18 protein-coding genes are annotated in these 25477 nt (G+C 59.4%); 6 read left to right on the top strand and 12 right to left on the bottom strand.

Going from position 1 to position 25477, the window contains the following annotated elements; translation table 11 throughout:
- Positions 1–35 precede the first annotated feature (35 nt).
- The 7 genes from KYN89_RS00810 to KYN89_RS00780 form a co-directional block, all read right to left on the bottom strand.
- On the bottom strand, positions 36–2375 hold the full coding sequence (locus KYN89_RS00810; protein WP_222823362.1) for a type IV secretion system DNA-binding domain-containing protein: 2340 nt from the start codon (positions 2373–2375) through the stop codon (positions 36–38).
- Positions 2365–2673, bottom strand: a complete 309-nt coding sequence (locus KYN89_RS00805; RefSeq protein WP_346727166.1) for a hypothetical protein — start codon at positions 2671–2673, stop codon at positions 2365–2367. The genes KYN89_RS00810 and KYN89_RS00805 overlap by 11 nt, the downstream gene beginning before the upstream one ends.
- A gap of 647 nt (positions 2674–3320) precedes the next feature.
- The gene (locus KYN89_RS00800; protein ID WP_054525571.1) at positions 3321–3542 is read right to left on the bottom strand and encodes a hypothetical protein; all 222 of its coding nucleotides are present in this window, start codon (positions 3540–3542) and stop codon (positions 3321–3323) included.
- A gap of 237 nt (positions 3543–3779) precedes the next feature.
- Positions 3780–4217: a hypothetical protein gene (locus KYN89_RS00795; RefSeq protein WP_054527753.1), complete on the bottom strand. Its 438-nt coding sequence runs from the start codon at positions 4215–4217 to the stop codon at positions 3780–3782.
- Positions 4218–4341: 124 nt separating this feature from the next.
- Positions 4342–4740, bottom strand: a complete 399-nt coding sequence (locus KYN89_RS00790; protein ID WP_054527752.1) for a single-stranded DNA-binding protein — start codon at positions 4738–4740, stop codon at positions 4342–4344.
- Positions 4741–5395: 655 nt separating this feature from the next.
- Positions 5396–7072, bottom strand: coding sequence for a UvrD-helicase domain-containing protein (locus KYN89_RS00785; protein ID WP_222823360.1), 1677 nt, complete (start codon positions 7070–7072; stop codon positions 5396–5398).
- Complete coding sequence (locus KYN89_RS00780) at positions 7069–9066, bottom strand: ATP-dependent nuclease (RefSeq protein ID WP_054525567.1); 1998 nt, start codon at positions 9064–9066, stop codon at positions 7069–7071. Before KYN89_RS00780 ends, KYN89_RS00785 begins: the two co-directional genes overlap by 4 nt.
- 355 nt (positions 9067–9421) lie before the next feature.
- On the opposite strand from KYN89_RS00780, the gene KYN89_RS15460 reads away from it, so the two are divergent.
- The 4 genes from KYN89_RS15460 to KYN89_RS00760 all read left to right on the top strand — a co-directional run bounded on the left by KYN89_RS15460 (position 9422) and on the right by KYN89_RS00760 (position 16212).
- On the top strand, positions 9422–13636 hold the full coding sequence (locus tag KYN89_RS15460) for an Eco57I restriction-modification methylase domain-containing protein (protein ID WP_138619423.1): 4215 nt from the start codon (positions 9422–9424) through the stop codon (positions 13634–13636).
- A 203-nt stretch (positions 13637–13839) separates the two neighbouring features.
- Entirely contained in the window at positions 13840–14583 is a 744-nt protein-coding gene (locus KYN89_RS00770; RefSeq protein WP_054522875.1) for a DUF4145 domain-containing protein, read from the top strand.
- Positions 14584–14815: 232 nt separating this feature from the next.
- Positions 14816–15721 (top strand): alpha/beta fold hydrolase, encoded by a 906-nt coding sequence (locus KYN89_RS00765; protein WP_222823359.1) that lies wholly within the window; start codon positions 14816–14818, stop codon positions 15719–15721.
- Positions 15718–16212 carry a hotdog fold thioesterase gene (locus KYN89_RS00760; RefSeq protein ID WP_082379178.1) on the top strand — a complete coding sequence of 165 codons (495 nt, stop codon included), beginning with the start codon at positions 15718–15720 and terminating at the stop codon, positions 16210–16212. The genes KYN89_RS00765 and KYN89_RS00760 overlap by 4 nt, the downstream gene beginning before the upstream one ends.
- Here KYN89_RS00760 and KYN89_RS00755 read toward each other — a convergent pair.
- The 3 genes from KYN89_RS00755 to KYN89_RS00745 are packed head-to-tail and all read right to left on the bottom strand — an operon-like array spanning position 16142 to position 20308.
- The gene (locus KYN89_RS00755; RefSeq protein ID WP_064305672.1) at positions 16142–17602 is read right to left on the bottom strand and encodes an efflux transporter outer membrane subunit; all 1461 of its coding nucleotides are present in this window, start codon (positions 17600–17602) and stop codon (positions 16142–16144) included. The genes KYN89_RS00760 and KYN89_RS00755 overlap by 71 nt on opposite strands.
- A 10-nt stretch (positions 17603–17612) precedes the next feature.
- Positions 17613–19184 (bottom strand): MDR family MFS transporter, encoded by a 1572-nt coding sequence (locus tag KYN89_RS00750; RefSeq protein WP_054522877.1) that lies wholly within the window; start codon positions 19182–19184, stop codon positions 17613–17615.
- Positions 19181–20308, bottom strand: a complete 1128-nt coding sequence (locus KYN89_RS00745) for an HlyD family secretion protein (RefSeq protein ID WP_222823358.1) — start codon at positions 20306–20308, stop codon at positions 19181–19183. The genes KYN89_RS00750 and KYN89_RS00745 overlap by 4 nt, the downstream gene beginning before the upstream one ends.
- Positions 20309–20433: 125 nt before the next feature.
- Here KYN89_RS00745 and KYN89_RS00740 point away from each other — a divergent pair, with 125 nt between their 5' ends.
- Together KYN89_RS00740 and KYN89_RS00735 are read left to right on the top strand one after the other, a co-directional pair.
- A complete protein-coding gene (locus KYN89_RS00740; RefSeq protein ID WP_054523095.1) occupies positions 20434–20925 on the top strand; it encodes a MarR family winged helix-turn-helix transcriptional regulator in 492 nt (163 codons plus the stop codon).
- The gene (locus tag KYN89_RS00735; RefSeq protein WP_231679530.1) at positions 20876–22516 is read left to right on the top strand and encodes an ABC1 kinase family protein; all 1641 of its coding nucleotides are present in this window, start codon (positions 20876–20878) and stop codon (positions 22514–22516) included. The genes KYN89_RS00740 and KYN89_RS00735 overlap by 50 nt, the downstream gene beginning before the upstream one ends.
- 273 nt (positions 22517–22789) lie before the next feature.
- Here KYN89_RS00735 and KYN89_RS00730 read toward each other — a convergent pair whose 3' ends face one another.
- Both KYN89_RS00730 and KYN89_RS00725 read right to left on the bottom strand, forming a co-directional pair.
- The gene (locus KYN89_RS00730) at positions 22790–23971 is read right to left on the bottom strand and encodes a site-specific integrase (RefSeq protein WP_054522892.1); all 1182 of its coding nucleotides are present in this window, start codon (positions 23969–23971) and stop codon (positions 22790–22792) included.
- Complete coding sequence (locus KYN89_RS00725; protein WP_054522880.1) at positions 23968–24960, bottom strand: tyrosine-type recombinase/integrase; 993 nt, start codon at positions 24958–24960, stop codon at positions 23968–23970. Before KYN89_RS00725 ends, KYN89_RS00730 begins: the two co-directional genes overlap by 4 nt.
- Between the last annotated feature and the right edge of the window lie 517 nt (positions 24961–25477).

Here is a 25477-nt window from a genome sequence, read left to right as displayed (position 1 = left end):
CCTTTCGCAAGCTCTCGCCCCTCCCCTGGTCGGCGTCACATATCGGGATCGTAGTCGCCGAGATCATGGTCGTGGTCTTGGCCTTCGTCAGCGCTCCGTCCTTGCTTCGCGGCGCCGCCCAGGAGCGATTTCTGCTGCTCCTCCTGCATCTTCTGGTCGGCCTTGCCGCGAGCGTCCTGTGCTCGCTGGTGGGTCGCAGGATCGGGAATGTCGGACCGCCGCGCCTGTACAGTTTCCTGCTCCCTGTCACGATCCTCGTCGGTCTTGGAGGCCAAGAGGAGCTCGGATTGCGCGGGCCGGGATTGGGCTGGAAGCGCGTCCCTTTGTGCTCGAACGCGAGGGTTTCGCACCTTGGTTTGTTCCGGCCGCGCCTGCTCGACCTTGGTTGTCCGACGACCCCGGTTTGGATCCTTTTGCTGGTCCTTGCGGGGCCTCTTTGCAGGACGATTGGACGGATCGTGCTTGTCCTTCATCCGGCGCGGATCACCGTCATTGTCGCTCGTTTCGGAAGCTCCGGTTGGCTGTGTCGTGGTTCCCGCTTCGCCGCCTGCGGACGCTGTCTTCTTGGTCGTCTTGGGGATCTCTCGCGCGATAAAGCCTTCCGCTACCCGGGGCCAATTTCGTGGCTGAAGGACGACCGGCGCTGCGGGAAAACCTTCCGGAAACTTGATGAAGCCGTGGAGGTTCTTGAGCTTCATCAGTTCGTCTGGGAGCAGCAGCGGGACCACCTGACGCCGCGGCGTCAGGCTGACCGCGTCGCGTGCGTTGTTGTAGCCGTAGCTGTAGCCTTCCTCCATCTCGCGCACCTCGCGGTGGCCGATGACATCCGAACACCAAGTGGCGGTCTCGCGGTCCGCCGTGCCGAGGATCAGCTTGGTGCGGGCAAGCGAGGACAGGGTCTTCGCCATGTTCTCACCGTAGACGTCCTTGAGCTTGGCAAAGGCATGGATGCCGGTGACGATCGCGCCTCCGAAATTGCGCGCGGTCTGGAGGCCCTTCTCGAGCGAAGGCAGGCGATGGAGCGCGCCCAGCTCGTCGATCAGGAACCATAGTCTGAGGTCGCGCGAACGCTCGCCCGCCATCAGCGTGTTGATCGATGTATCGAGCCACAGGGTAAGCAACTGCGAGAGCACGCTCATGTCGATGTAGCGCGCCGAGAGGAACAGGATCGAGCCGGGTTTGCCCGCTCCGTTGACCCATTCGCGGACCGAAAAGGGCACGCCGTCCTCGGGCAGCATCTGCAAAGCCTTGGCGTTGACGTTGAAGACCGCGCGCACCGATTCCGCCATGCGCGCCGCGCTCGGCGTGCTGATCGGTCCTGCCATCGTGTCTTCGAGCAGCTGGTGCAGGTCGGAGAGATCGGCGTTCATTAATTCGTGCGCGAGCGCGGCATTGGTGCCCCTTCCAGCCTCGGCGAGCTTGAGGCAGGTCTCGACGAACAGCGTGCGCGCAGCGAGCACCCAGAACTGTTCGGCGCCACCTCCGTCATGAGGAACCAGGGACTCCGCTGCGGCATGGAATTCGGCGCGGGTCGTGCAATCGTTAAACACGCTCCAGGCCGGACAGCGTGCGTCGAGCGGGTTCAGGATGATGTCGCGTTCGGGCTCGTAGAATGTCTCGATGAAGGCACCGGTAAGGTCGAAGATGACCGCGCGTTCACCGCGTTGCCGGATCTCGTCTGCCAGCTCGGTGAGCACCACCGTCTTGCCCGTCCCGGTGGTGCCGACCAGCATCGCGTGACTCTGCTCGAGCCGCCAGGGCCAGCTGACACGGGCCAGATGCGCAGGAGCATAGAAGCCTGCATCGCGAAGGTAACTGGACCCGGCAAGTCGCCATTTCCAGCCCATGGTTTCGCCGTATTCGCGCGAACGTGCATCGCGGTTGTGCCGTTCGATCTCGCGCTTCAGTTCGGGGAGGGTTGCAAGCTCCGCGCCGCGCACATGCTTCTTCTGTTTCGAGCGCTCACCGAAGCGCTCGGCGACCCACCAGAAGAGCAGGAACAGCGGGGCAAGGATCAGAGCAGCAAGCCAGAGCGCGCCGACAGCTGTCGACCGAAAGAGCGCGACTGCCTCGCGCATTGGCGGGTAGTCGGTGACCACCGAAATGGGGAAGGCAACCATGCTGCCATCGGCCAGCTTGAGGTTCACGAGCTTGTCGGGATCGAACTCCATGAAACCATAGGCCGAAGCATATACATGCATCCACAGAAGGTAGATCTGGTGGTCGTCGAGCGCTCCGCTCACTTCCCAGTAGACAAGGCCCAGGGCGACCAGAACGGTGACGATAAGCGGTCCCTTGAGACCCGCCGCAAACATGAAACCGAAGTGGCCAAGAAGCTGGCTGCCGCGGGTGAAGTTGACGAGATTATGCTTCATCGTCGCCTCCCTGCGGCCGGGGTGCAACGATCCCGAGGCGCTCCAGCCGGCGTTGATAGGCAGCGACCGTTTTCTCGCGCAGGTCGGCATGCGGATGGTGCGTGAGCAGGGCGTCGAGCGCGACCGTGATGAAGATATTCTGGCGCACCGGATCGGTCGCCGGAGTCCTTAGATCGGCTTCAGTTGCGCGGTGCCAGGCGTCGAAAATGCAATCGCCAATGACGATGCTCGCGCTGACCCTGCGCTCATCGGATTGTTTCCTGATCCATTCGGCGATCAGGGGCGTGACGTAGGTCACGAACCGGTGGTGTCTTTGCATTTTTCCAAGTTCCTTGTGTTCAAAGAACCTGGCTCACCCTTCGAAAGGCAAGTGCCACTCTAGGCCGCCGCTAGGGGTGTAGGAAAACGAAAAATTCACATCGCTTTTCAGAAAACTACATGGATCTGTGCCGACTCGGCACGGACTGGCGAGCAAGTGGACCGTATCCGGCACAGAAGATGTCACCGGCGATTTCTGGCGAATTCGCGAAGCAAATCCGCGCCTTCCATTGCAGCACCCGCTGCGTACGGTGTGCCTGTCAAGTTCCAATGTGTGCGGGGCTTTTCAGGAGGCCCTGAGTTCCGTTCAATGGGTTGAATTCTAATCCTTATTCTTGGAGCGCGAGCAATTGTGTCCTCGTAGGGAAAAGCGAGATTCAGGGCGAAAATGCCGGTGGGCTACCAACTGGCCTTAGTTATGTGAGAATCCCCCTCGGCGGGTCATTCCCCAGGCGGGCCAATTGCCCGGTCGTTTGAGAGGATCATAGGGACCAGATAGCCATCACCGGACTGTCCCAAGATCGAATGGAGATGAGGTGCAGAACGATCGGGAATACCCATCTCTCCTAACCCTGCGAACAAGAAAAAAGGCAGGAACCGTTCCCGGTCCCCGCCCTGATCCTACGGTCAGAACTCATCGAGCATTGCCCCATGAACCGTATGCACCACGCGCGCTGCAAGATGCGCAGGAAGCGCGTTGTAGTCACCCTCATCCAAAGCAAAGTATCCGAGTTCTCGGTCCTCAACGATATGCTGATCGAAGAAGCTGTGCAACGCCCGACGCTCTGCCACAGCCAGCGCGGCAAAGTAGCGTTCCGAGTTCGAATTGATCCGAGCAATTGAAGCCATTGTATCCTCCTGATGTCTGCCGTTGACGGCAGGAGCAGGACGGATGGGCGTGCGGCCGGCGGGTCAGGGATCGCCCACTTGGGCGACCGCGAAGCGGCGGTAGGGGTAACGATTTTGTCGGACCGTAGCGTAGCGAAGGGGAGTCAAAATGGTGGGACCCTGCCGTCCTTGACGCGCCTGTTGCACGGCCATCAGAATGGGAGAACGTGAGCCAGGCCCCTCCCCTCCGGTCCCAAGCTAGATAGCTCCCGAGACCTTCTGCGCGACCTCTGTCAGCGTCGCCTGCAGGCGGTTGATCTCCGATAGGCTGGTCCCGCTGGGCACGTATCGCGTCACAAGAAATTCGCGCGACTGCGACATGGCATGCAGGTGTTCCCGCGTCCGCTTCCGCAGCACCAGCCCAAGCTCGACTGCGAGGTCCGCCCTTGCCGCGAGGTTGTGCTGGAGACCCCGGACCTCGCCCGCGCTGTGACCCGATCGGAGAAGGAATGCGTTGAGGTAAAGCTCGACCGCATGAATCGCGACCATGCGAAACGGCGCCCGCGACCTGGGTTCTCCGGGCCGTCCATTCTGCACGAGAAGCTGGGCCGCGATCCGATACTCATTTGCAAGTGCCACAACCTCGGCTGCAGTCGCGGCCTCACCCGGATAGCAAACGATCGCCTGGTCAGTCATGGCGCTCTTCGTAGCACCGCTTTTGCAAACGATTACTGAAAGTTCTTCGGCGTTCCATACGCGAGGAAGGGGCCCTGTCCGGCTGGGACAGGACCCCTTCGGGAGGCGAGATCGAGGTGAGAGTTCAGTCGATCTCGGGAGCGTCCTGGTTGTCGTGATCGTCACCGCTGCCGTTGCCGCGCGAGAGGAAGTCGACCTTGTCGGCGAGGATCTCGGTGCCGTAGCGCGTGCCCCCGTCCTTGTCCTCCCACTGGGTGTAGTGGATGCGGCCCTGAACACTGACCAGCTGGCCCTTGGAACAGTACTGGCCGACGGTCTTGGCGAGGCCGTTGAAGCAGGTAACCCGGTGGAACTCGCTTTCCTTGGCGGTGTAGCCGTTCTCGTCCTTGTAGGTCTTGCCGTCCTTGTCCCGCGCAGGGCGATCGGTGACGACAGTGATCCCGGTGACATTGGTGCCGCCCTTGGTCTCGCGGGTGTCGGGATCGCGGGCGATGCGGCCGGTAATGATGGCGATATTGGTCATGATGGTAGTCCTTCAGTTCCTTAAACCGGAGACCATCTCCGGCTTGCGAACATCCAGAAGAAGCAGGGCATGGGAGGACTGCACCGCAGGGGCAAAGCTCCAAGGGAAACCTGTTCATGACGGGTGGTGCGGGCAGGCAGCGCAGCTGCCAACACGGCCGGAAAGGAACGGGTTGCCGTCCTCAGCTGACCTGGTTCAGGACTGTTCGCGACTAAAGCCGGATGGGTATCGGGTGTGGGTCTGCAGGCTCACTTGACCTTTCCTGCAATCAGCTAACGCCATCGCCCTCCGATGCCTCCAGGAGATCCATGAAGTTGCAGGCTGCTTCTCGGTCTTGCTCGTTCTCGAACGCCACATCGAGATCGGGGGCTGACCCGAACATGTGCAGGAACGATCACAGGGCAAAGTGCTCAGCGGCAGCGTAATTTGAGGCAGATAAGTCCGTACTGCGCCCTCTAGGTAGCCTTTCGACATGGCTCGCATCGTCCTTAAAAGTGGTCGTCCGTCGGGCCGATGGACCGCAGTGCAGGAGCAGGATCAAAACGCCGTCGCTGCTGGTGAATCGGAAGTCGCGGTTGGCACGCGCATCGCTGCATAGTTCAACGATGACCTGGGGCTCGTACTAGCGGCCTGTCCAATATGCGCTGCCACTTGATCACATGGCTACCGCGCTGGCCCCGAAAAGCGCCTCGATTTTGGCCTGGGCCCCAACCCCGAGGTCAGCCACAATCAGCTTGTCTTTGGCGCGCGAGCAACAAACATAGAAGAGGTGGCGGGTTCTCCGCTCCCGGCTTTCGCTGGTGTCGGTTCCTGCCAGCAGCTTGCCAAACGAGTATTGGTTCCAGTTCGCGCCAGCGTCATCCAAAACCACGATCACGTTCTGAAATTCATCGCCTTTCACGCCGTGTTTGGTTGAGAACGGCATGCTGTTTTCCAGCACGGCGCGGTAACGACTGACTTCCAGATAGGGCACCGCCAGAAGAAGATCCAGAAAGGCCTGATGCGCTGCCTCGGGCGATCCTGCCTCGGCAGCCACCACAGGGCCTGCCACGGCCGCTTCCAAGTCATCAAGGAGTGTGACCAATTGCGCTGCCCGCAGATGCATTAAGATTGCTTCAATCGTTCCTCCGGCATCAATTAGTTTGATGAGGTCATCTAGGGCCGCCTTCACTCGCGCCTTCTCGGCTGCCCCCGCGATCGGGATCGGGCGTTCCTTCAATGAACTGATAGCGCGCCCCACCCGCCCTTCACGCCAAGCAGTAATAAATGGCTCGACTTTTTTAAGGAAGAAGGCTGCAATCGGGTCTTCGCCGCTCTGAAACTTATCTTGCGCAAAGCTTCCCCGACTGGCGAAGGCTGCCAATAGATCGGCATATCCGGCCTTGCGGGCGATAAGGCGGTGAGTGAGGAATAGAACCTTCAACTCGCCCTGTACACTCCAGCCGAAGACATCCTGCGCTTTCTGGACGGCGAGTTCGGCAATGTCCGCGTCCGGAGCCGTGCCGGTGAGACTGACATACACCGCGCCCCCCGGTAAATTGGCACCCGCTGGCTCCTGCTGAATGTCAGTTCGGACCTTGTTGAGAACGTCGATCACCGCCTTGGAGCACCGATAGTTCTCCTCCTTCTTGATTTGAACCAGCTGTGCCTGCTGATCGGCCGACAATTCGCCGACCCCTCCCGAATAGATGTTCTGCATCTTGTCGCCAAAGAAACCGATCAGCGGGGGATGCTCTGTCTTAAGAAGATGATCCAACAGGGCGGAGACAACCAGCGGATCAGTGTCCTGGTATTCGTCTACAAATATGAACGGGAATCGAGCGGCGACCACTTTCGATAAAAGCGGATGGTCGTGGAACATAATGTGAGCCACGCCCAAAAGGTCGTCGTGAAAAATTCGGCCTTCCAAGAAGTTTGCGCCGCGATCGGAGTAGGCGATCGTCGGTACCGTCTTTAAAGCTTCTGCCAATTCCTCCTGATCTTGCTTTCTGCGGCTGCTTGCAGGCAACCGGTCATTGAACGCAAGAAGGGCGGGCCTCAGCTCTTTCTGAAAGTTTTTGATCGAGGCCCATAAGAAGTCGTGGATCGTTGAGACCACAAACAAGGGGTCGTGCTCTGTACGCTCGATGATCTCATTCTTTGCTACATTCGTGAAAGTAATGCAGGCCACACGCTGGCCTTCCCCGATAACGCTCGAACGGTCCGGTCCTCGAATGAAATCAAGAGCGCGAATGAGGGACGATGTTTTGCCCGAGCCCGCCCCGGCGTCGATCAGGAAGCTCTGTCGCGTGTGCAGACAATCCAGGATTTTTTCGTCCGCTTCCGTCATCATTTTGCGGGATGCTCGGCCAGCCATTGGAGGCCTTGTTGAATATAGAGGGGAATCTCCCAGCCTGGTGCGCCCATCAGATCGAGGGCGAAATCGACCTTCCCGAGCTTGCCGCTCAACTCCCACGCTTGTGCTGTCAGGCCTGCGTCTATCGCTTTCTTGACGGCAGCCTTAGTCGTGCTGAGCTTGGCATGATTGTCAGTCAGCCAAGTGATGTTGGCGTAGATGAATGCTTCCTCGAATGAACGACCACAATGCCCGTCCTGGGTGACCTGATAGGCAACCCGAATGCAGCCTTGCGTCTTGGCCGCATTATCGCAGGCTTGCAATTCTTCGACGGTTTCCTTCTCGGGAATCCATTTGCGGAGACAGGCGTTGCTAGTGCTTTTCCCCGTCGCGACCGGGCATTTTTTTCCTCCGTCATCGACCGAGTCCAGGTCGGTAATGATCAGGCTCGGAATGCCAAGAAAGTCGATGATCGGCTTAAACTTATGGGCGTGCCCCCCGCCCACCTCAGAAATGCTGACATACTGACTTCCGAGCGTCTCGCAGCCAGCCACCTTGGCTTGCTCCTCAATCATCATTGGGAGCAGCAGCCGCTCGACCTGGCCTTCCACGAAGATGGCCTTGTCCGCGAAAAACAGATCGCAATGAGTCAGTCGAACATAGCGGCGCAGGAAGTCGAGAAGGTCGGGGTTGTGTGGTGGCAGCGGTAGCTGCGAAAGGTCCTGCATGACGACCTGACGGCCAACCCTGCGGAAATAGCGCACGGGCTCGAACTCAGAATGAGCGATCATGTGGGACGAGTGTGTGGAGAGCAGAACTTGTGCTGTCGTCCCTCCGTCCGTTTCCAAAACCTTCGAAATCTCGCTGATGAAAACCGTCTGCATCTGCGGGTGCAGGTGCGCCTCGGGTTCTTCAATCGCGATTATATGAACGCGCGGCTTGTCGCCCATCGTCGCGTCGATCGCAGCGCGGAAGGACTCCAGCTGCAGGACAATGTAAATCAGGTTTTTGTAGCCGAGCCCGTTATATTTTTCGGGCAGCTCGAACTCCTCCATTACTCCTTCTTTTTCGGCGTGTTCGCTGGCATAATATATTCGCGCATTGTCACGGTAAATTGTTTCTGCGCTCAGTTCAGCACGTACCCTCAGGTCCGGCGCTTTTTGGCCTGGCGGATAGCCAAAACTCTGAAGGCGCTTCGTCAAACGGCCAAAGGCTTTGCCGTACATCCCCGTAAGGTCGCCTGCGCTCGCCGTGAGTGCATCTTCGATCGCTTGATAACCGGCAGCGTCATCGACCCGATAGAAGCGTTCGTAATGATCGTGGAGAAGTTTTGAGAGCTTCGCGGACCGGCTTCCCTCATCGTCATCGACGTGCCGCTGAGCGGGCACGATGTCGATGCGCAGTAGGGATTTCAGCAAATTGCCGTCTTCGAGTTGTTCCACTTCTTTGCCGTCAGGGGACACTTTGAAGAAAACGCGTTTGAAATGATCTCTGAACGTCTCTTTCAGATAGTCGCACAGCGAGACGTCTTTGCGAGGCCTGGCCCCAAACTCGTCGAGAAGCTTTTTCGCGTTCTCCAGTCGATAGTCGATCCGCATGCGCACTCTGCTTGTGCCAGGCGTAAGGTCCATCAAAAGCTTGGTGGCTGCAACGAGGTCGGCGGGATCTTCGCCATAGGAAAAGGTCAGATCGAGCCGCATACGCGGTGTAAGCCGCCTAAGCAGCTCAATCTTCTTTTCTGGATCAGCTTCAGCCGCAACCTTTCGCTCGATCCGCTTCAGGTCCCGGTGGCGAAGCTGAGAGAGGTCGTGGAAGGAGATTTTAGGAGCCTCGGCTCCTTGCCCGATAAACAGCCGGAGAGCCTCCATTACTGAGGTTTTCCCGCTATTGTTCGGCCCCACCAAAATGGTCGTCGTTTTGTCCTGGGCGAGATCGATTGAGAGTCGGCGCAGCAACCTGAAGTTTCGGATCTTAATGTTCTCAAGGCGCATGCGGTCATTATCTCAAATGGCTCGAAGATCTCGAAGGTGACTGTAGGGCCATCCTGACACAAGGGGGGAGTAGTTTGCTATCGAATTGAACCGGAATCGCCTGTCACTCGATCCCGGGTGGCTTGATGAATTCCGTGATCAGCCGGCGAGCGCGGTGCACTGATCGCTAAACGGGTCACCTGGCTACGGTCCGCTTTCGGTCCAAGGCGTGGCATATCCCGCTCGGGCTCCTTTCCTCTGGGCTTCGAGGCAGACCTTGGGCGTGGGACGCGGTCGTTCATTGTGCATGACAATCACAGTTTGGGTGTAAGTCGATGTAAGTTCGGCTACTCCACTCAAGGTATGGAGGGTCTTAGTGTTCCAAGGCGCATTGTTCACTCGTGATTGGCTGAAGCAAGGGGTCACCGAATCCCCTGAGTGGCAGAATCTCGAAATTAGTGAAGTTGAGCAGCTCTACGAAAGCGCCCAGCATTTGCTGCATGAACATTCAGGCCACAAGAAGCCAACCGAAGCAGAAACCGAAGACCAACTTATTTATCCGCTGCTCGAATTGCTGGGCTGGCAACACAAATCCGTTCAACAGAACATGACGACAAAGGGACGCAAGGACGTTCCCGATGCCTTGCTTTTCGCCGATGGCGACGCCGCAGAAAAGGCGAAGACACTCGAGCCATGGCAACGCTTCCGTCATGGCGCTGCTCTTGTCGAAGCGAAGCGCTGGAACCGCCCGCTCGATCGCGAAGGGCAAGGCGACCAGGGTGTTCCGTCGACCCAAATCATGCATTATCTGCGCCGCGCTGCCGTCGTGGCAGATGGAAAGATGCCGTGGGGCATTCTGACTAACGGACGGCACTGGCGGCTCTACTACCAAAACGCTCTTTCTGTCGCTGAGGACTTCTTCGAAATTGACCTGGGCAAGGTCTTTGGTCTGCCCGGATGCGAACCGGATCTACTCGACGAACCGATCGATCCAGATTACGCATTCCGATTGTTCGTGCTGATTTTTGGTCGCGAAGCGTTTCGTCCGAGCGAGCAGGGCCGCAGCTTTCACCTGATCGCGATCGAGGATGCGCGCCGGTGGGAGGAAAGGGTCCGCAAGGATCTGGCAGATACGGTGTTCGAAACCGTCTTTCCCGAACTGATTACTGCCATCTCGTTGGCAGACCCGGATCGCCCCGAGACGCTCGATGATGGCTACGCCGAGCAGGTTCGCCAAGCGGCCATGTTCCTTCTCTATCGTCTATTGTTTGTGCTTTATGCCGAAGATCGGAATCTGCTCCCCGACGAGCGCGGTCCCTACGCGGACTATTGCCTGACCCGTCTTCGAGAGGAGATCAAGGAACGGCATGTGCAAAGGCAAGCACAGCTCGCCCGCAGCACTGCCTACTGGTCGCGCCTCGAGACAATTTTCGGCGCAATTTCCGAAGGCGACGATGATCTTGGCATTCCGCCCTACAACGGCGGCCTGTTCGCAGCGGAAGGCAATTCGCTACTCAGTCGCATCAAGCTGTCGGACGAGACGCTAGCCAAGGCTATATTACCGCTCTCACACCGCGAGGAAGAAGGGCGGCTTCGCTACATCAACTACCGCGACCTTTCGGTTCAGCAGCTCGGCTCGATCTATGAATCGATCCTCGAATACGGTGTCGAGATCGAGGAAACCGGGACCGTCCGACCGCGCTCGGACAACGAGGCACGGCACCGCTCGGGTTCGTATTACACACCAGAACCGCTCGTATCGCTGATCATCGAAAAAACGGTCGGCCCGGTCGTCGAAGAGAAGCGCGAGGCATTCGAAGCCGCTCTAGCAAGCGGCGCAAAGGGTGATGACCTTCGCGCACACGATCCGGCCATGGCACTGCTTTCGCTCCGCATCGTCGACCCCGCAATGGGAAGCGGGCATTTCCTCGTCAGCTTGGTCGATTGGCTTTCGGACAAGGTCTTGACCGCAGTCGGCGATGCCGAAAGCATGGCCGAGGGCGATTATACTTCTCCTCTCGTGAAGCTCATTGCCGAGTTGCGAGAGGGGATCGTCGCCAACGCGCGGGAGCATTACTGGCCGATCGTCGAAGACCAGCTGGATGACCGCCATATCGTGCGCCGCATGGTACTCAAGCGCTGCGTCCACGGGGTCGATCTCAACCCGATGGCCGTGGAGCTCGCCAAGGTCGCGCTCTGGTTGCACAGCTTCACCGTAGGTGCGCCGTTGTCGTTCCTCGACCATCATTTGCGGTGCGGTAACAGCGTGCTTGGCGCGTGGGTGCGCCCGACGATGGACTGGATGCAAGAACGCGGTGCCCTTATTTCCAACCGCCACCTCGCCCCGCTCGCCAACATCGTGCGCGAGATGGAAAAGATCGAAGGGCTGACCGACACCGACATTGCTCAGGTTGACCAGTCGAAAAGCCTCTTCACCACCGTCTCCGAAGCCAGCGCTCCGCTCGAAGCGATCCTCGATCTGGCAAAGGCGGATGATCTGATGGGCGTTCTGGAAACGAATGTCCGCCGACCCCGCGAACCGGCTGATGCCATTCGCAAGGATGGTGACAAACGCCTCGCCGACATGCGCAAGGCGCTGGCCGACAGCACCGACGAAGCAAAGGCGGAAAAGGCGCGGGTCGCGCTCGAAAAGGAATCTGCGAAGATTGACCGCGCGGTCGCCAAGGCGCGCGAAGCCGAACGCAAGTTCGACCGGGCTGAAGCGATGAAGCTGGTCCACGAAGGAACCTTCGGCGATCCCAGCCGGATCGCAAGCGGTGAAATCGAAGTGCTCGCAGCCGACGCGCGAACCGAGCTAAGCTTGGATGCACCAGAGCCGGTCCAAGGCAGTCTGATGCCGAGCCATAGGCCCGATGATCGCCGCCGCGCGCTGGCAGACAGCCTAGTGCGCGAGGCGCGCGCAATCGCGGCTGAACAGCGGTTCTTCCACTGGGAAGTGGCCTTCCCCGGCGTATGGCGCGACTTGTCCTCTTCGGGTCGGTCAGGCGGGTTCGATGCGGTCATTGGCAACCCGCCTTACGTCCGGCAGGAAGAAATCTCCCCGATCAAGCCCGCCCTGTCGAAAGCCTTCGACACCTATGCCGGCACCGCCGATCTCTACGTCTATTTCTACGAACAGGGGACCAAGCTGCTCAGGCCCGGCGGGCGAATGGGCTATGTCGTCACCAACAAGTGGTTGAAGGCTGGCTATGCAGAGAAGCTTCGGCGGATGTTCGCCGAGGATGTGTGGGTCGAATTTCTGGCCGATTTCGGCCACGCGCGCCATTTGTTCCCGGATGCCGACGTCTTTCCATGCGTCATCGCAGTGCAGAAGCCCGATGCAGACGCTGTGCCCGAGCAATACGATCTTGCGGTAATCCCGCGTGACGATGTTCCGCGTGAGGGTCTGTCGGCAGCAGTCCACGCCGCGACCTATCGTGCCGAACGCTCCGACCTGACCGAAGAAGCATGGGTGCTGGAGCCGCCAGACGTAGCCGCCCTGCTCAAGAAGATTCGTGAGCGCGGCGTATCGCTTGAGGAATATGCCGGGGCTAGTCCGCTTTACGGCGTGAAGACGGGCTTCAATGAGGCATTTCTGATCGACACCGCCACACGCGATCAGCTTGTTGGCGATGACCCGAAAGCAGCCGACATCATCAAGCCCTACCTGCGCGGTCAGGACATTGGCCGCTGGCTGCCGGAGTGGAACGGGCTCTGGATGATCTTCGCTCGGCGAGGTATCGACATTGAAGAATATCCGAGCGTACTTCGGCATCTCGAGTCTTTCCGAACACAGCTAGAACCCAAACCAGCTAATTGGCAGCCTCCGAAGAAGGATGCGAAATGGCCAGGTCGGAAGGCCGGAAGTTATCGCTGGTATGAGATTCAGGATGCTGTCGACTACTTTGAGGATTTTGACCGCCCGAAGGTCCTTTTGCGGCGCATCGCTTTCTATGCCCAAGTCTGCACTGACCAAGGCCAATACATGGTCAATGACTCAGCTTTGATACTGCCGACCGTTGATGAATGGATCGTCGCCTGCCTCAACTCACCGATCGGCTGGTATTTCCAATTCAAAAAGTTCCCGCACAAGAAGGATGAGGCGCTCGCTTTTGATATTCCTTATATCCGTGAGTTCCCAATTCCGCAGCTTGAACACGGAAAGCGGGAAGCGTTCCAAGATAATGTTGAGTGCATTAAGACGAACACCGCCATCGTGGAAAAAGCGGATCGAGCCATTGCTGACTGGCTTGGGTTCGAGTTCCCAAGAGTTACTAGCACCGCCCTTTCCGAGGCCAGCAAGCTCGACAGCGACGGCTTTGTCTCAGCGGTCCGCGCCGCCCTGCCCAAACGTGAAGGCTTGACCCCGACCCAACTCCGTCGGCTGCGCGAAGCGTTTGCCGAGACCGCCGAGCCTGCCCGGCAGGCACGGATCGAATTGCTGGCCCATGAGCGCAGCCTCGCTGCCATGGTCGAGCGCGCCTATGGCCTGACCGACGAGGAAGTTGCTCTCATGTGGCGCACGGCCCCGCCCCGCATGCCGCTGGCCCCTCCACCCGGGTTAGATCTAAGCGATGACACTGGTGACTGAACTACTCTAGGTTTTTGCTGTCACTGCTAAAGTCCGCAACCGGCGCACTTCCTGACCTTTCCGCAACCGAACTCCATTGGCTGACTGTGGGCCGGAAGCAGAATGGCGGCTCTAGAGCGGCCAAACCCAAAAAGCGGACTTAGGATGCGCCGACTTACACGCACACTGTTGGAAAAGTTCGTCAGTGCTCGCTATCGGGCTCTATGGCCACGACACCAACAGCAACAAACGCAACGAAGAAGGGGCACTGTCCCACCTGCGATGGCGAGCGCACCTGCGAAATCCACGGCTCGATCTACAAGGCTTGGGACTGGGAGGACAAGCAATATGGCCATTCGGTCAACGGCGGTGTCGACCACTCTCTGCTCGAATGTCAAGGGTGCGAGACGGTCTTCTACGAAACTTCCAGCTGGAACAGCGAAGACACCGATCACTACTACGATGCGGCGGGGCAGGAGCAGTATGAGCATCCGAGGGAGATACAAACTTATCCGAAGCCAGAGGCCAAGACGAAGCCGGTATGGTTCGACGCCATGCAAAAGGCTGACCCCCAGCTGCGCAATATCCTGAGCCAGATGTACGTAGCGCACGACAACCAGGCACACATCCTCACGGCGATAGGACTCAGAACGGCACTGGACCGTGCAACCGAAGTCATCGGCATCGACCCGGCCAAGACATTTGATGAGAAACTGAACGAGCTGCGCAACGGAGGGTGGATCGGGCAAACTGAGCGGGACATCCTCGGCGTTGTTACGGATGCGGGTAATGCGGCTGCGCATCGCGGCTGGGAGCCCGACAGTCAGGAGGTTTCCGAACTGCTCTCATCGCTAGAGGTGTTCCTCCATCGCGCTTTTATCGTCGGCCAGAAGGCATTAGGCATCAAGAAAAGTATTCCCGCAAAACCCGAGCGGCTGCTCGCCGTTGGGAAGAAGACTACTCCCTGACCACAATTGGGGCCGGAAGCGGAAAGGCAGCTTTTATATCTTTGAGCGGATTAAGCGGACAGCGACTGCTGACCGAATCGCAAGCCGGTGCATTAGAGAATGGTCTGGAGAAACCCCTCTTGGAATAGACTTTTGCCGTCGTTAAAACGCACTTGCAGGACAGCCAACACGGAGCCGAGAGCCACAAAGTAAATCGGTTTACTATTTAGCGCGCCTTTCCTACCATCCAGTGATGGCGAGAGAAACCTTTACGATTGAGGGCGCAGGCGCAATTTCTCTTACAGCCGAGGCTGAGGGGGATGCCTACGCCATACCCGTCCTTCTTGCGCACGGCGGCGGGCAGACACGGCGCGCGTGGAGAAGGGTGGTCAGCGAGCTGGCTCAAGCCGGCTTTCGCGCAATCGCCTTCGACATGCGCGGTCACGGAGACAGCGATTGGTCGCCATGCGGAGCTTATGAAATGCGCGACTTCGCGGCGGATCTGGTCGCTGCAGCGTCGCGCCTGGACCAGAAGCCAGCGCTGGTCGGCGCTTCACTGGGCGGGCTCGCCGGACTGATTGCCGCAGGGGAGCTTGCTCCAGGTAGCTTTGCTTCACTCACATTGGTCGACATTGCCCCGCGCATGGAGCCTAGCGGTGTGATGCGCGTGGTTGGTTTCATGGAAGAGCATGTCGATAGCGGCTTCGCCTCACCAGAGGAGGCGGCCGACGTGATCGCTCGCTACATGCCGCATCGTCCCAGGCGGGGCGCGAGCGATGGTCTGAAAAACTATCTGAGGCAGAAGCCGGATGGGCGCTTCTATTGGCACTGGGACCCTGTGTTTATCCGTAATATAATGTCAGCCAGACAAGGCGACCCAGACAGCCAAGAACGTCAATCGGCAATGCTGAGCCAAGCTGCGGCGAATCTCACGCTTCCGCTTCACCTCATCCGAGGCGGCTCTAGCGATCTTGTTTCCGAAGAGGCCGTTTTGCATCTGCGACAACTCGTCCCCCATGCAGAATACACCGATATTGCCGATGCCACGCACATGGTCGTGGGCGATGCGAACGATGCCTTTTCCGCCGCTATCGTCGATTTCCTAGGGCGCCATCAGTCTCGCGATACGGCTCAGCCACAGGGGACGAGGGAGCTATGATCGATCGAGAGCGCTTGCAGGAAATGCTGCATATAGCGCCGTTTCACCGATGGCTTGGGCTGGAGATTGCAACATGCTCCGACCAGGGAATCGCGATCACCATGCCATGGCGCGAAGAGATCGTGTCGAACCCTATGATTGGGTCGGCGCATGGAGGGATCCTGGCTTCACTGGTCGACCTCACCGGGCTTTATACTCTGCTTGCGGCGGGCGTCGCGGCGAGAGCGACGGCCGATCTGCATGTCAATTACCACCGTTCTGCAACCTCAGGACCTCTCACTGCTCACGGACAGATCGTGAAGCTCGGGCGACAGATTTCGGTGGCGGAAACCCGGGTTCTCGAGCCCGACGGCAAGTTGGTCGCCAGCGGCAGGGGCGCCTACTTCTCGTCAACCGGATCAATTGATCAGCGCGGCGGGACTATTGATCTCGAACAGGCTCTTGCCACCCAAGGCCCAGCGACTTCTGCAGCGCAATCCACGCCAGCGTAAGGGCGCCTTTTGCCCGGACGAGGTCTGCTGAGGCCTGCTGCTGTTCTCGCAGGGCCCGGTTGAGGTCAGCCTTCGAGATCGCTCCTGCAGCAAAACGTTGGCGGTTCAGGTCCGCCGCGACGTCAGCCTGCTTCTTGATTTGCATACTGGCAGCGAGCGCAACACGCTGCTGGCCGAAGCGAGCCAAGGCACGTTCGGCGTCTTGCAGTGCCAGAAGCACCGTCTGCTGGTAATTGGCGACTGCTTCGTTGCGCGCCGCCCCGGTTTGGTCGATCGCAGCGTCTACCCTGCCGAAATCCAGAAAATTCCACTGGAGGCGCGGGATCGCGAGTGCGGAGAATTCGCCGACATCGACAACGTCGTCCAACGAGGATCCGCCGAGGCCCAGGATCCCTGTGAAGGACAATTTCGGGAACCGCGCCGCCTCGGCCACCCCGATCCGCGCCGTCGACGCGGCAAGAGACCGTTCGGCCGCCCTTATGTCAGGCCGACGCGCCACCAGGCTTGCCGGATCGCCAATCGCGACCTGCTCTGGCGGCATGGGAATGGAGCGCACAGTCGTGAGCGCTGCATCAGCTGATCCCGGCACCTGTCCGGTCAGTATAGCGAGCGCATCAGACAGGACTGCGATATCCGCTTCAGCTTCGGCAAGTTGTGACTTGAGCACCTCCAGTTCGGCATTCGCGGTGCCTACCGGGAAAAGCGGCAATGCACCGCGCTGATAGCGTTGGTATGTCAGCGCCAGGATCTCTTCCTGCAACGAAATCTGCGCCTCAAATTGCTCTGCGCGGAATTGGGCCTCCCGCAAATTGACGTAGGTGCTGGCCACTTGGGCAGTCAACTGGACCTTAGCGTCCTCTGCATTGGCCACCGTTGCAGCAGCTTGGGCATTGCTGGCCTCAATGCGCCTGCGCGAGCCACCGGCAAACTCCAGCTCCCAGTTGGCGTTAAGGCCCACATTGTAAAAGCTGAGCGAGTCATCGGTTTCTGCGTCGGAATTGGTTTGCTCTGACGGGGGGGGCGCCCCGCCTTGAAGGTCGAGACCAGGAAGCCGGCCCTGCACGGTGGTGGCCTGTGCCCCAAGCGATGGCATTCGACCCGCACGGTCTTGCCTGATGGATGCCCGTGCCTGAGCAATGCGCGCCTGCGCTGCGGCGAGCGAGGGATTGCCGGACAGCGCAGCCTCCACCAGCCGCGTCAACTCGGGATCGCCGAGCAGCAGCCACCATCGAGCGACAACCGGATCAGATGCGCTCACATCACTGCCAGCGCGCACAAAGCGAGTGCCCGTGTCTGCTGACATAACTTCCGGGGGGCCTGCATAATCGGGCCCTGCCGTGCATCCAGCTAGCAAGGCGATAGTGACAAGCGGAGGTAGCAAGTGGCGCATCGTGTAGGGCTCAGTGCATCGAAAGGGAGACATTTTTTGGAAGCGGCCTCAGGAAGAGGACCAGCGGAACCGTCGCGAGGGTCAGAATCCCCATAACCAGGAACACATCATTGTAGGTCATTATGAACGCCTCGCGTTGGAGGGTGCGGCTCAGGACGGCCATCGCCCCCTCCATGCCGCCGAAGTTTCGCGCCAGCCCTTCGAGATAGGCCTGTAGCGAAACGCTGTTCGCATTCAGGGTCTCTTCCATCCGCCGGCTATGATGCCAGATCCGCTGGTCCTGGAACGATGCCAGAGCCGAAAGAGCGAAAGAGCCACCGAGATTGCGGGCCGCGTTGAAAATGCCCGAGGCATCGCCCGCGTCTTCCTTGGCCACCGACGCAACCGTTGCCTGATTCAGGAACATCATCGCAAGTATCATTCCGGCCCCGCGGATAAGCTGACTTTCAGTGAAGACTGCGCCGCCGGATTCCGCGGTCAGACTCGTGCTGACAAAGCAGCTGATCGCCATCAGCAGCATTCCGGTGCCGACGGCAATGCGGATGTCCACCTTGCGGATCATCAGGGGCAGAACCGGCATCAGGAGAAAGGCCGGGACACCCATCCAGAAGATGACCAGTCCCGTCTGAAAAGCATTATAGTCAGAGATGATCGCGAGGAACTGGGGGATAACGTAGGTTGAACCATACATCACCATGCCCAGGGCGAGAGCCATGATCGCGACGCTGGCGAACTGTCGATTGAACAGGAGCTGCAACTTCAAGACCGGCTTGCGTGCTTTCACTTGTCCGTAAATCAAACAGGCAAAGCCGATAATGGTCACCACCGTTAGCCAGCGAATGAGTGAGGACTCGAACCATTCTTCACGGTGCCCTTCCTCGAGTACAACAGTCAGACCGCCCAGTCCGAGGATCAGCCCGAGAATGCCAGCCCAATCGGCGTCCGTGAGATATTCCCACTTGGGCTTCTCGTGAGGCAGCCCGATAAACAGCAGGAGCAGCAGGATTGCGCAGACTGGCACATTGACGAAAAAGGCATAGTGCCAGCTCAGGTTCTCGGTCAGCCAGCCGCCGATCAATGGCCCCATCACGGGGCCAAGAACCACAGTCATGCCGAACAGGGCCATTCCGATGGGCTGTTGGTGCGGCGGCAATCGTTTAGCCACAATAGTCATTGCGGTCGGAATGAGGACTCCGCCCATGAAGCCCTGGCCCGTTCGGCCGATGATCATGGTCGTAAGGTCGGTGGCTACACCGCATAGCACCGAAAATGCGGTGAACGCGCTGACAGCGATGATGAGGAGGGTTCGCAGACCGAACAGCCGTTCCAGCCAAGCGCTCAGCGGAATGACGACGATTTCAGCAACGAGAAATGACGTAGCAATCCAGGTGCCTTCGGCGCCTGTGGCACCGATCTCGCCCTGAATGACGGGGAGTGCGGAATTGACGATTGATATGTCCAGCGTCGCGAGCATGGCGCCGAGCGCGCCCGCGGCCACAGCGACCCAGGCAGTCACGTCTGCGTTCTTTCGGCTCCCGGCCGGCCCGATCGAAGTGTCCTGCGCTGCCAGTATCTCGGTCATTGAGTCCGACTCGAGATCTCTTCCAATTCGCCGGCAGCATTCCGGGTGTCGACCGTAGCCACTACCGACATGCCGGGAACGAGCAGACGCCGCACTTCAGGGGGAGCATCGATAGCGATGCGGACGGGTATCCGTTGAACGATCTTGGTAAAGTTGCCGGTGGCATTTTCGGGGGGGAGGATGGAAAATTCCGCGCCCGTTCCCGGCGATATGCTGACCACTCGTCCCGCGATCTCAAGGCCTGGCAGGGCGTCAACTTCGAGCCTGACGCTCTGGCCGGCCCGGATGAGGCCGACCTGCGTTTCTTTGAAGTTCGCGGTCACGTAGATCGCGCTCACCGGAACCACCGTCATCAAACGTTGACCCGGTTGCACGAACTGGCCCACCCTCACCGAGAGATCGCCGACGCGGCCGGCCTTGCTGGCGCGCAGCAAGGTCGATTCAACCGTAAGGTCGGCTGTTTCCAGCTGAGCGCGGGCAGCGTCCGCCTGCGCCTGGGTCTGGCTGATCTGCTCGAACAGGGTCCCCCGGCGAGCGGTCGCGGCAGCCACCGCCGCCTGCGCAGCGGCGAGTTCGGCCCGCGCCTGCCGCGCCTTGGCCTCATACTGGTCTAGCTTTTCCCGCGGTTCGGCTCCTGTCGCGGCAAGGGGCCGATATCGCGCCACCTGGTCGTTCGCGAGGTCCAGTGCTGCGCGCGCGGCGGCGAGTTGGGCCCGCGCCTGGCGAATGGCTGCATCCTGTTCGGCTACCTGAGAACGGATTGTGTCGGCACCGGCCAGGGTCGCAGCGATCTGCGCGCGCGCCTGTTGCGCTTGCGCCTGATAATCCCGCAAATCCAGTTGTACGAGGGCTCCGCCGCGAGCAACCTGCTCGTTCTCCCCCACGAAGACCTCTTCGACGTATCCCGCTACCTTGGAAGAGATAACGACGCTGTCGGCAGCGACATAGGCGTTATCGGTCGACTGCATGTACTGTCCGTAGGTTACGTGCCGGTAGTACCACCAGATCCCGCCAAGCAGCACGGCAAGACCAACGATGATTAGCACGATGCGCAAGCCACGCCGCGATTGCGGTTTCGTTGGGGTTGTGCCCTCCTGCTCCGGTTGGTTGGAGTTATCGGTCATCTGACTCTTTCGGCAGCCTCAGTAAAAGGTGAACGCGTCTCGCGCCCTATGAGCCGTGAGTCAAATAGTAAAGGCATTTAGCAGTTTGCATTTGGGCATCCGAGGCTATCCGACTACACAGCGCTATGGATGAAAAACCAGATACCATGTCACGGTCTCAGCGTCGGCAGAAGGTCATCACCGATAATGACCGCATTCTCTATCTTATGGACGAGATCAGTCGCGGCGCGCGCAGAGTGTACGATGCGAGGGTCGCCAGGATCGGTCTCAATCAGACACAGTGGAGGATCATCGGACAACTTCTTCGCGATCCTGCCCTTACGCAGGCTGAAATCGCCAAGAAACTGGAACTGGAATCGGCGACCATCGGCCAGGCGGTTGCAGGTCTTTGCGCACGCGGGCTGATGAAAAGGCTTCGAGCTGAGACGGATCGGCGAGCGTGGCAGCTCATCCTCACGGAGCAGCTTGACGATCTGCTGCCCGAACTGAGAGGCTCCGCGGATAGGCTTCATGATCTGCTTTGGCGCGACATTGCCGCCGACGAGAAGCGAACGCTGCAGCAGATTCTTGAAAGGGTATCGGAAAATCTGGACCAACACCGTGCCGAGGCTGAATAAAATCATGGCATCGCCCCCGGAAAAGCCTATCGGCAGCATCGCTCGCGCCGCGGAGATTGGCCGAATCCTAATGAGGCACGGAGCGAAGAATCTCGCCGGAGCCCTCGGGTTTATTCCCTCTTCGAACAATGTCATCGACCCTCGCGAATTTCGCCCGGCCGCAGTTGTCGCGTTCCTCCGTGACATCGGGCCAGTCGGCATAAAACTGGGGCAGCTCCTCGCCACCCGAAGCGATCTGTTCACCGAACACTGGATCACGGCATTCTCAACCCTGCACGATCAGGTGTCGCCAGTGCGCTTCGCAGATATCGAGCCCGTACTTGCTTCAAGCTGGGGTGAGGACTGGCGGAACGACTTTGCGCAGTTCGACGAAAAGCCTTTGGCGTCCGCCTCGATTGCACAGACCTATTCCGCCGAGCTAAGGGACGGTAGCAAGGTCATCGTGAAGGTTCGACGCCCGGGCACCGCCGCGCGGATGGAAGCCGATGTGCGTCTGCTTGTGCGTCTTGCCGAGATCGCAGAAGCACGCTCTCCTGACATCGCGCGTTACCGGCCAGTCGAGTTTCTGCGGACCTTCGGCCGCAATCTTGCCTGGGAGATGGACCTCGCTGCGGAATCCCGAGCCTGCGAGCGGATCGGCGCATATCTCGATACCATCGGCGTCAGGACCCCGGCCATCCATTGGGAACTGACCGGGCTGCGGGTGAACGTTCAGGAACGCCTGTACGGCAGGCCCGCGTCTTCGCTGGGCAGCCCATCGGGCGACCCGCGGGTGGCGGCTTTCGCTAAAAGCTATGCCAACGCTGTCCTGCGGATGATCATCCTGAACGGCGAATTTCACGGCGACCCCCATCCGGGTAACGTCTTCCTGATCGGCGAGCAGGATGTCGGCTTCATCGACTTCGGATCAGTCGGGACGCTCACCAAGGCCAGGCGCGACGAGATCGTCCGCCTCGTGCTTGCGATTGCTGGTGAGAAAACCAGCGATGTCGCGAATGTCCTGCTCGCATGGGCGGGGGAGCCGAAGGTGGATCGCGATGCGCTCGCGGTGGATCTGGATCAGTTGATCGGAGAGTTCAGGGGAACCGTGCTATCTGGCATCGAGTTCTCGCAGATTTTTTCCCGCGTTTTCGACCTGTTGCGGGATTATCGACTGGTTCTGCCACCTGATCTGGCCATTCTTCTGCGTACCTTGCTTACGGCAGAGGGTGTCGTCCGATCACTGGCACCCGACTATAACATTGCCGAGGACACCCGGCCGATCATGACGGAGCTTTTCGCCGAGCGGTTCTCGCTCGCTAGCGCTCGGTCGGGTTTGAAGAAACTTCGCGGTCAGCTGCTGGGGTTGTCGGCGTCCTTGCCCGACATACTTGCCACTGCGAACTCGATCGCAAAGTCAGGATATGTGCCGGTTCAGCTCGATCCGCTCAGTATCGAGCAACTCGCAGGACTTCGCAATGAGCGTCAGTCCTTGAAAGGCCCTCTAGCTGCCGCATTGATCGTGGCTAGCGCATTGCTTGTCGATCAATCCTGGCTTCTGGCTGGCGGCGCGCTTGTGATTGCTGGGGTGGTGCTCATCCGAAAATCATAATGAAGGAGCAACTTAATTCGTGCACGGTCACGTTACGGCAAAGCCGAACTTAATGAGGATTTCATACGCCGCACTTCAGCGACCAAGACGCATCGCGAAAAAAATTTTTCGACCTATTGCGATTGAAGGCTTATTTTCCTCAATCAGACGAAACTATGGAACGGCAGCTTTCAGGCTTGTCCTCGCCTGACTTTATGGCCGCTATTAGGGCGCATTGCTGCCAAGCGAATTAGACCCCACGACATTGAATTCGAATCTCTGGAGCGCGAAATCTCACTGACGCCAGGGGGCTTCGGATAGCGCCAGTCTGCACGCGATTTCATCACCAATTTCGGTCGCAGCCTCAAGGAGGGAGGTATCATCCAAGTGTGCATACCGAGCTGTTGTCGAAACCTGCCTGTGGCCAAGGAGGCTTCCAATCATCGGCAAAGTCTCGGATGATCGCGCTGCCAGGCTGGCATAGTTGTGCCTCAGATCGTGGAGCCTGACGTCATCCAGACCGGCATCACGCCGAAGCTTGCGCCAGAACCAGTCGATCGCTGAAACCGACTGCCCCTTGAACGGAAACACTAGCTCATCCTTCTTCCCACGCGGCAATCCATCGAGCACCGCCCTCGCCTCCTGGCCAAGCCAGACGATGCGCGGACCTGTCTTGGAATCGGTCAGTTTGAGCTTCCGCCCCTGAACCTCGCCCCAGGTGAGGTTGAGGATTTCGCCGCGTCGGCATCCCGTCAACGTGAGCAGTGTGACTACCGCCGCCTCGACGGGCTGGTCAGCGCGTCGGTCGACAAGGGCTTTCCCGAGCCGCGCCATCTCGGCGTCGCTCAGAAACCGTTCGATCTTGCGCCCCCTGTTCTTCTTCACGCCTCGAAAGGGGTTTGAATGCTCCGGAATATAGCCCCAGGCCTCGGCCTTGGCGAACATGGCTTTCAGAATTTCCATGGCGCGGTTTGCCGCGCCCGGCCCTGCCGAGCGCGTTACCTCCGCGTGCCAGCGCACCGCATCGGCATGATCGATCTCGTCGATGAACTTGCCCGCAAACGCATGGTCGAGATGGGTGCGGCGGTAGATGTCCTGGATCTCGCGCGTGGACTTCTTCCAGGTCGGTGCCGCCACATCCCAATACGACTGAAGGAACGCCGCATAGGTCGGCGTCTTCGTGCCGCGCTTCTTCTTGTCTGCCGGGTTCTGCCCGAGCTCGATCCGGAGGATCAGCCGGCGGGCAACATCCTTCGCGATGCGCTCGGTAAGGATGGCGGCATCGCCGATCGTTATCAACCGCTGCTTGCCACCGATGGTCCGCTGGAGGACGTAGCTCTTGCGTCCTGAGCGGTGGATGCGCTCGCCAAAGCCCGGAAGCACGTAGTCAAACCTCGTCCGGCGCTTCCCAGCCTCTCCCGGAACAACGCGCGCGAGTTCCTCGGCCAGGATATGCTTCAGATCGTATCCGGTCACGCCGCGATGCCCAGCGCACCGGCGAGGCTCGAACAAATCCGGTCGGCGCTCTCCGAGATGATGTCGTCTGCAAGATGCGCATAGCGCGCGGTCGTCTCGGGAAGCGCGTGCCCCAACAGCTTGCCGATGGTCGCGAGTGGAATGCCCTTGGCAATGGCCGCTGAGGCAAAGCTGTGGCGAAGATCGTGGAGCCGGACATCGGGAAGAGCGGCCTTGCGCCTGATCCTGATCCAGTGTTCTCCAAGATTGATTGGTCCCTCCCGATGCAACGCCGGAAAGACAAGCTGGTCGTCGGCCCGGCGGTCGAGGCCACTCAGAATTTCGATCGCTTGCGGGTTGAGATAAATGGTCTTCGGGCCGGTCTTGCTGTCGGGTAGCGCAAGTCGAGGAATCTGGACGTAGCGCCAGCGCAAGGTCGCAATCTCCGAAGCACGTGCACCCGTGTAAACGAGCAAGAGAAGCGCGGGGATCACGAACGGGTTCGCAAACTCGTGATTGGCCAACGCGCGCCCGAGCCTGCGGTATTCGTCGGCGGAAAGGTAGCGCTCCGGGAGCTCGCGCTTGAAGCGGGACACACCGCGACACGGGTTGGAGCATTTGGCGCGATACCCGAGCTTTTCCGCATACTGCATCATGACAGACATGATCGGGATGGTGCGATTGAAGCTCCCTTCCCTCTTTGTCATGGTGTCGCGCCAGCGGTTGATGTCTGACCGTGCGATCATGTCGACCGGAAGTTCGCCGAAATGCGGAATGAGCAGCTGATCGATGCGCGAGCGCGAGCTCGTCCTGGTCGACGGCTTCCAGTGCGGCGAATAGTCGGTCCAGAATTCCTCGGCGAAGTCGACAAAGAGCGGGACCTTTTTCTGCTCGGGCGCAGACGGCAGGTCGGCAAGCGTAGCCCTGATGAGCAATCTGCGCGCGGCAGCGCGCGCGGCGGGAGCGCCCAGCGCACCTGCCGCCACTCCCGCGCGTCCCAGCGTCACCATCCTCTGCACGCCTCGGGGCCTGTACTTCACTATCCAGCTAAGGTGTCCGGACTTGCGCTTGCGCAGTCCGAAGCCAGGCAGTTCATTATCCCATGTAATCCCGAGCGGAAGTGAGGCTCGACGGGCCACATGACCGGTCAGTTTCAGCTTATTGGATTGGCGTTTGTGGGTAACGGCTGTGCCTTGCCCACCCACAGATTGCCGGTGGGTTAGAAATTTCGAACTATCTGTTTTTACTAGGTTTTGCTCCATAAATGCAGCTTAGGCTGCGTACGGTGTGCTCTCTTGTTACCAGGTGCGCGAGGTGGTCCAGGCAATGAGGGGGATTGATCAAGGACGACTTTTCCCGATCTCCATGTTGGAGCGCGAGCAACCAAGCCTGGCAGCTCACAGCATGCAGGTAGAAAGCAGTTGGACGCCTCCAGCCGAAGACAGCACCTGCGAAAGAGGCAGCGGCCAAGGGCGCGTGGGAAGCAAGGCAAGCGGGGCTTGTCGCATGCCCTAGCTTCCCGCCGCC

The sequence above is a fragment of the Alteriqipengyuania abyssalis genome (assembly GCF_019857185.1).
Lineage (GTDB): Bacteria > Pseudomonadota > Alphaproteobacteria > Sphingomonadales > Sphingomonadaceae > Alteriqipengyuania > Alteriqipengyuania abyssalis.
This window is presented reverse-complemented; position numbering and strand designations above follow the sequence as displayed.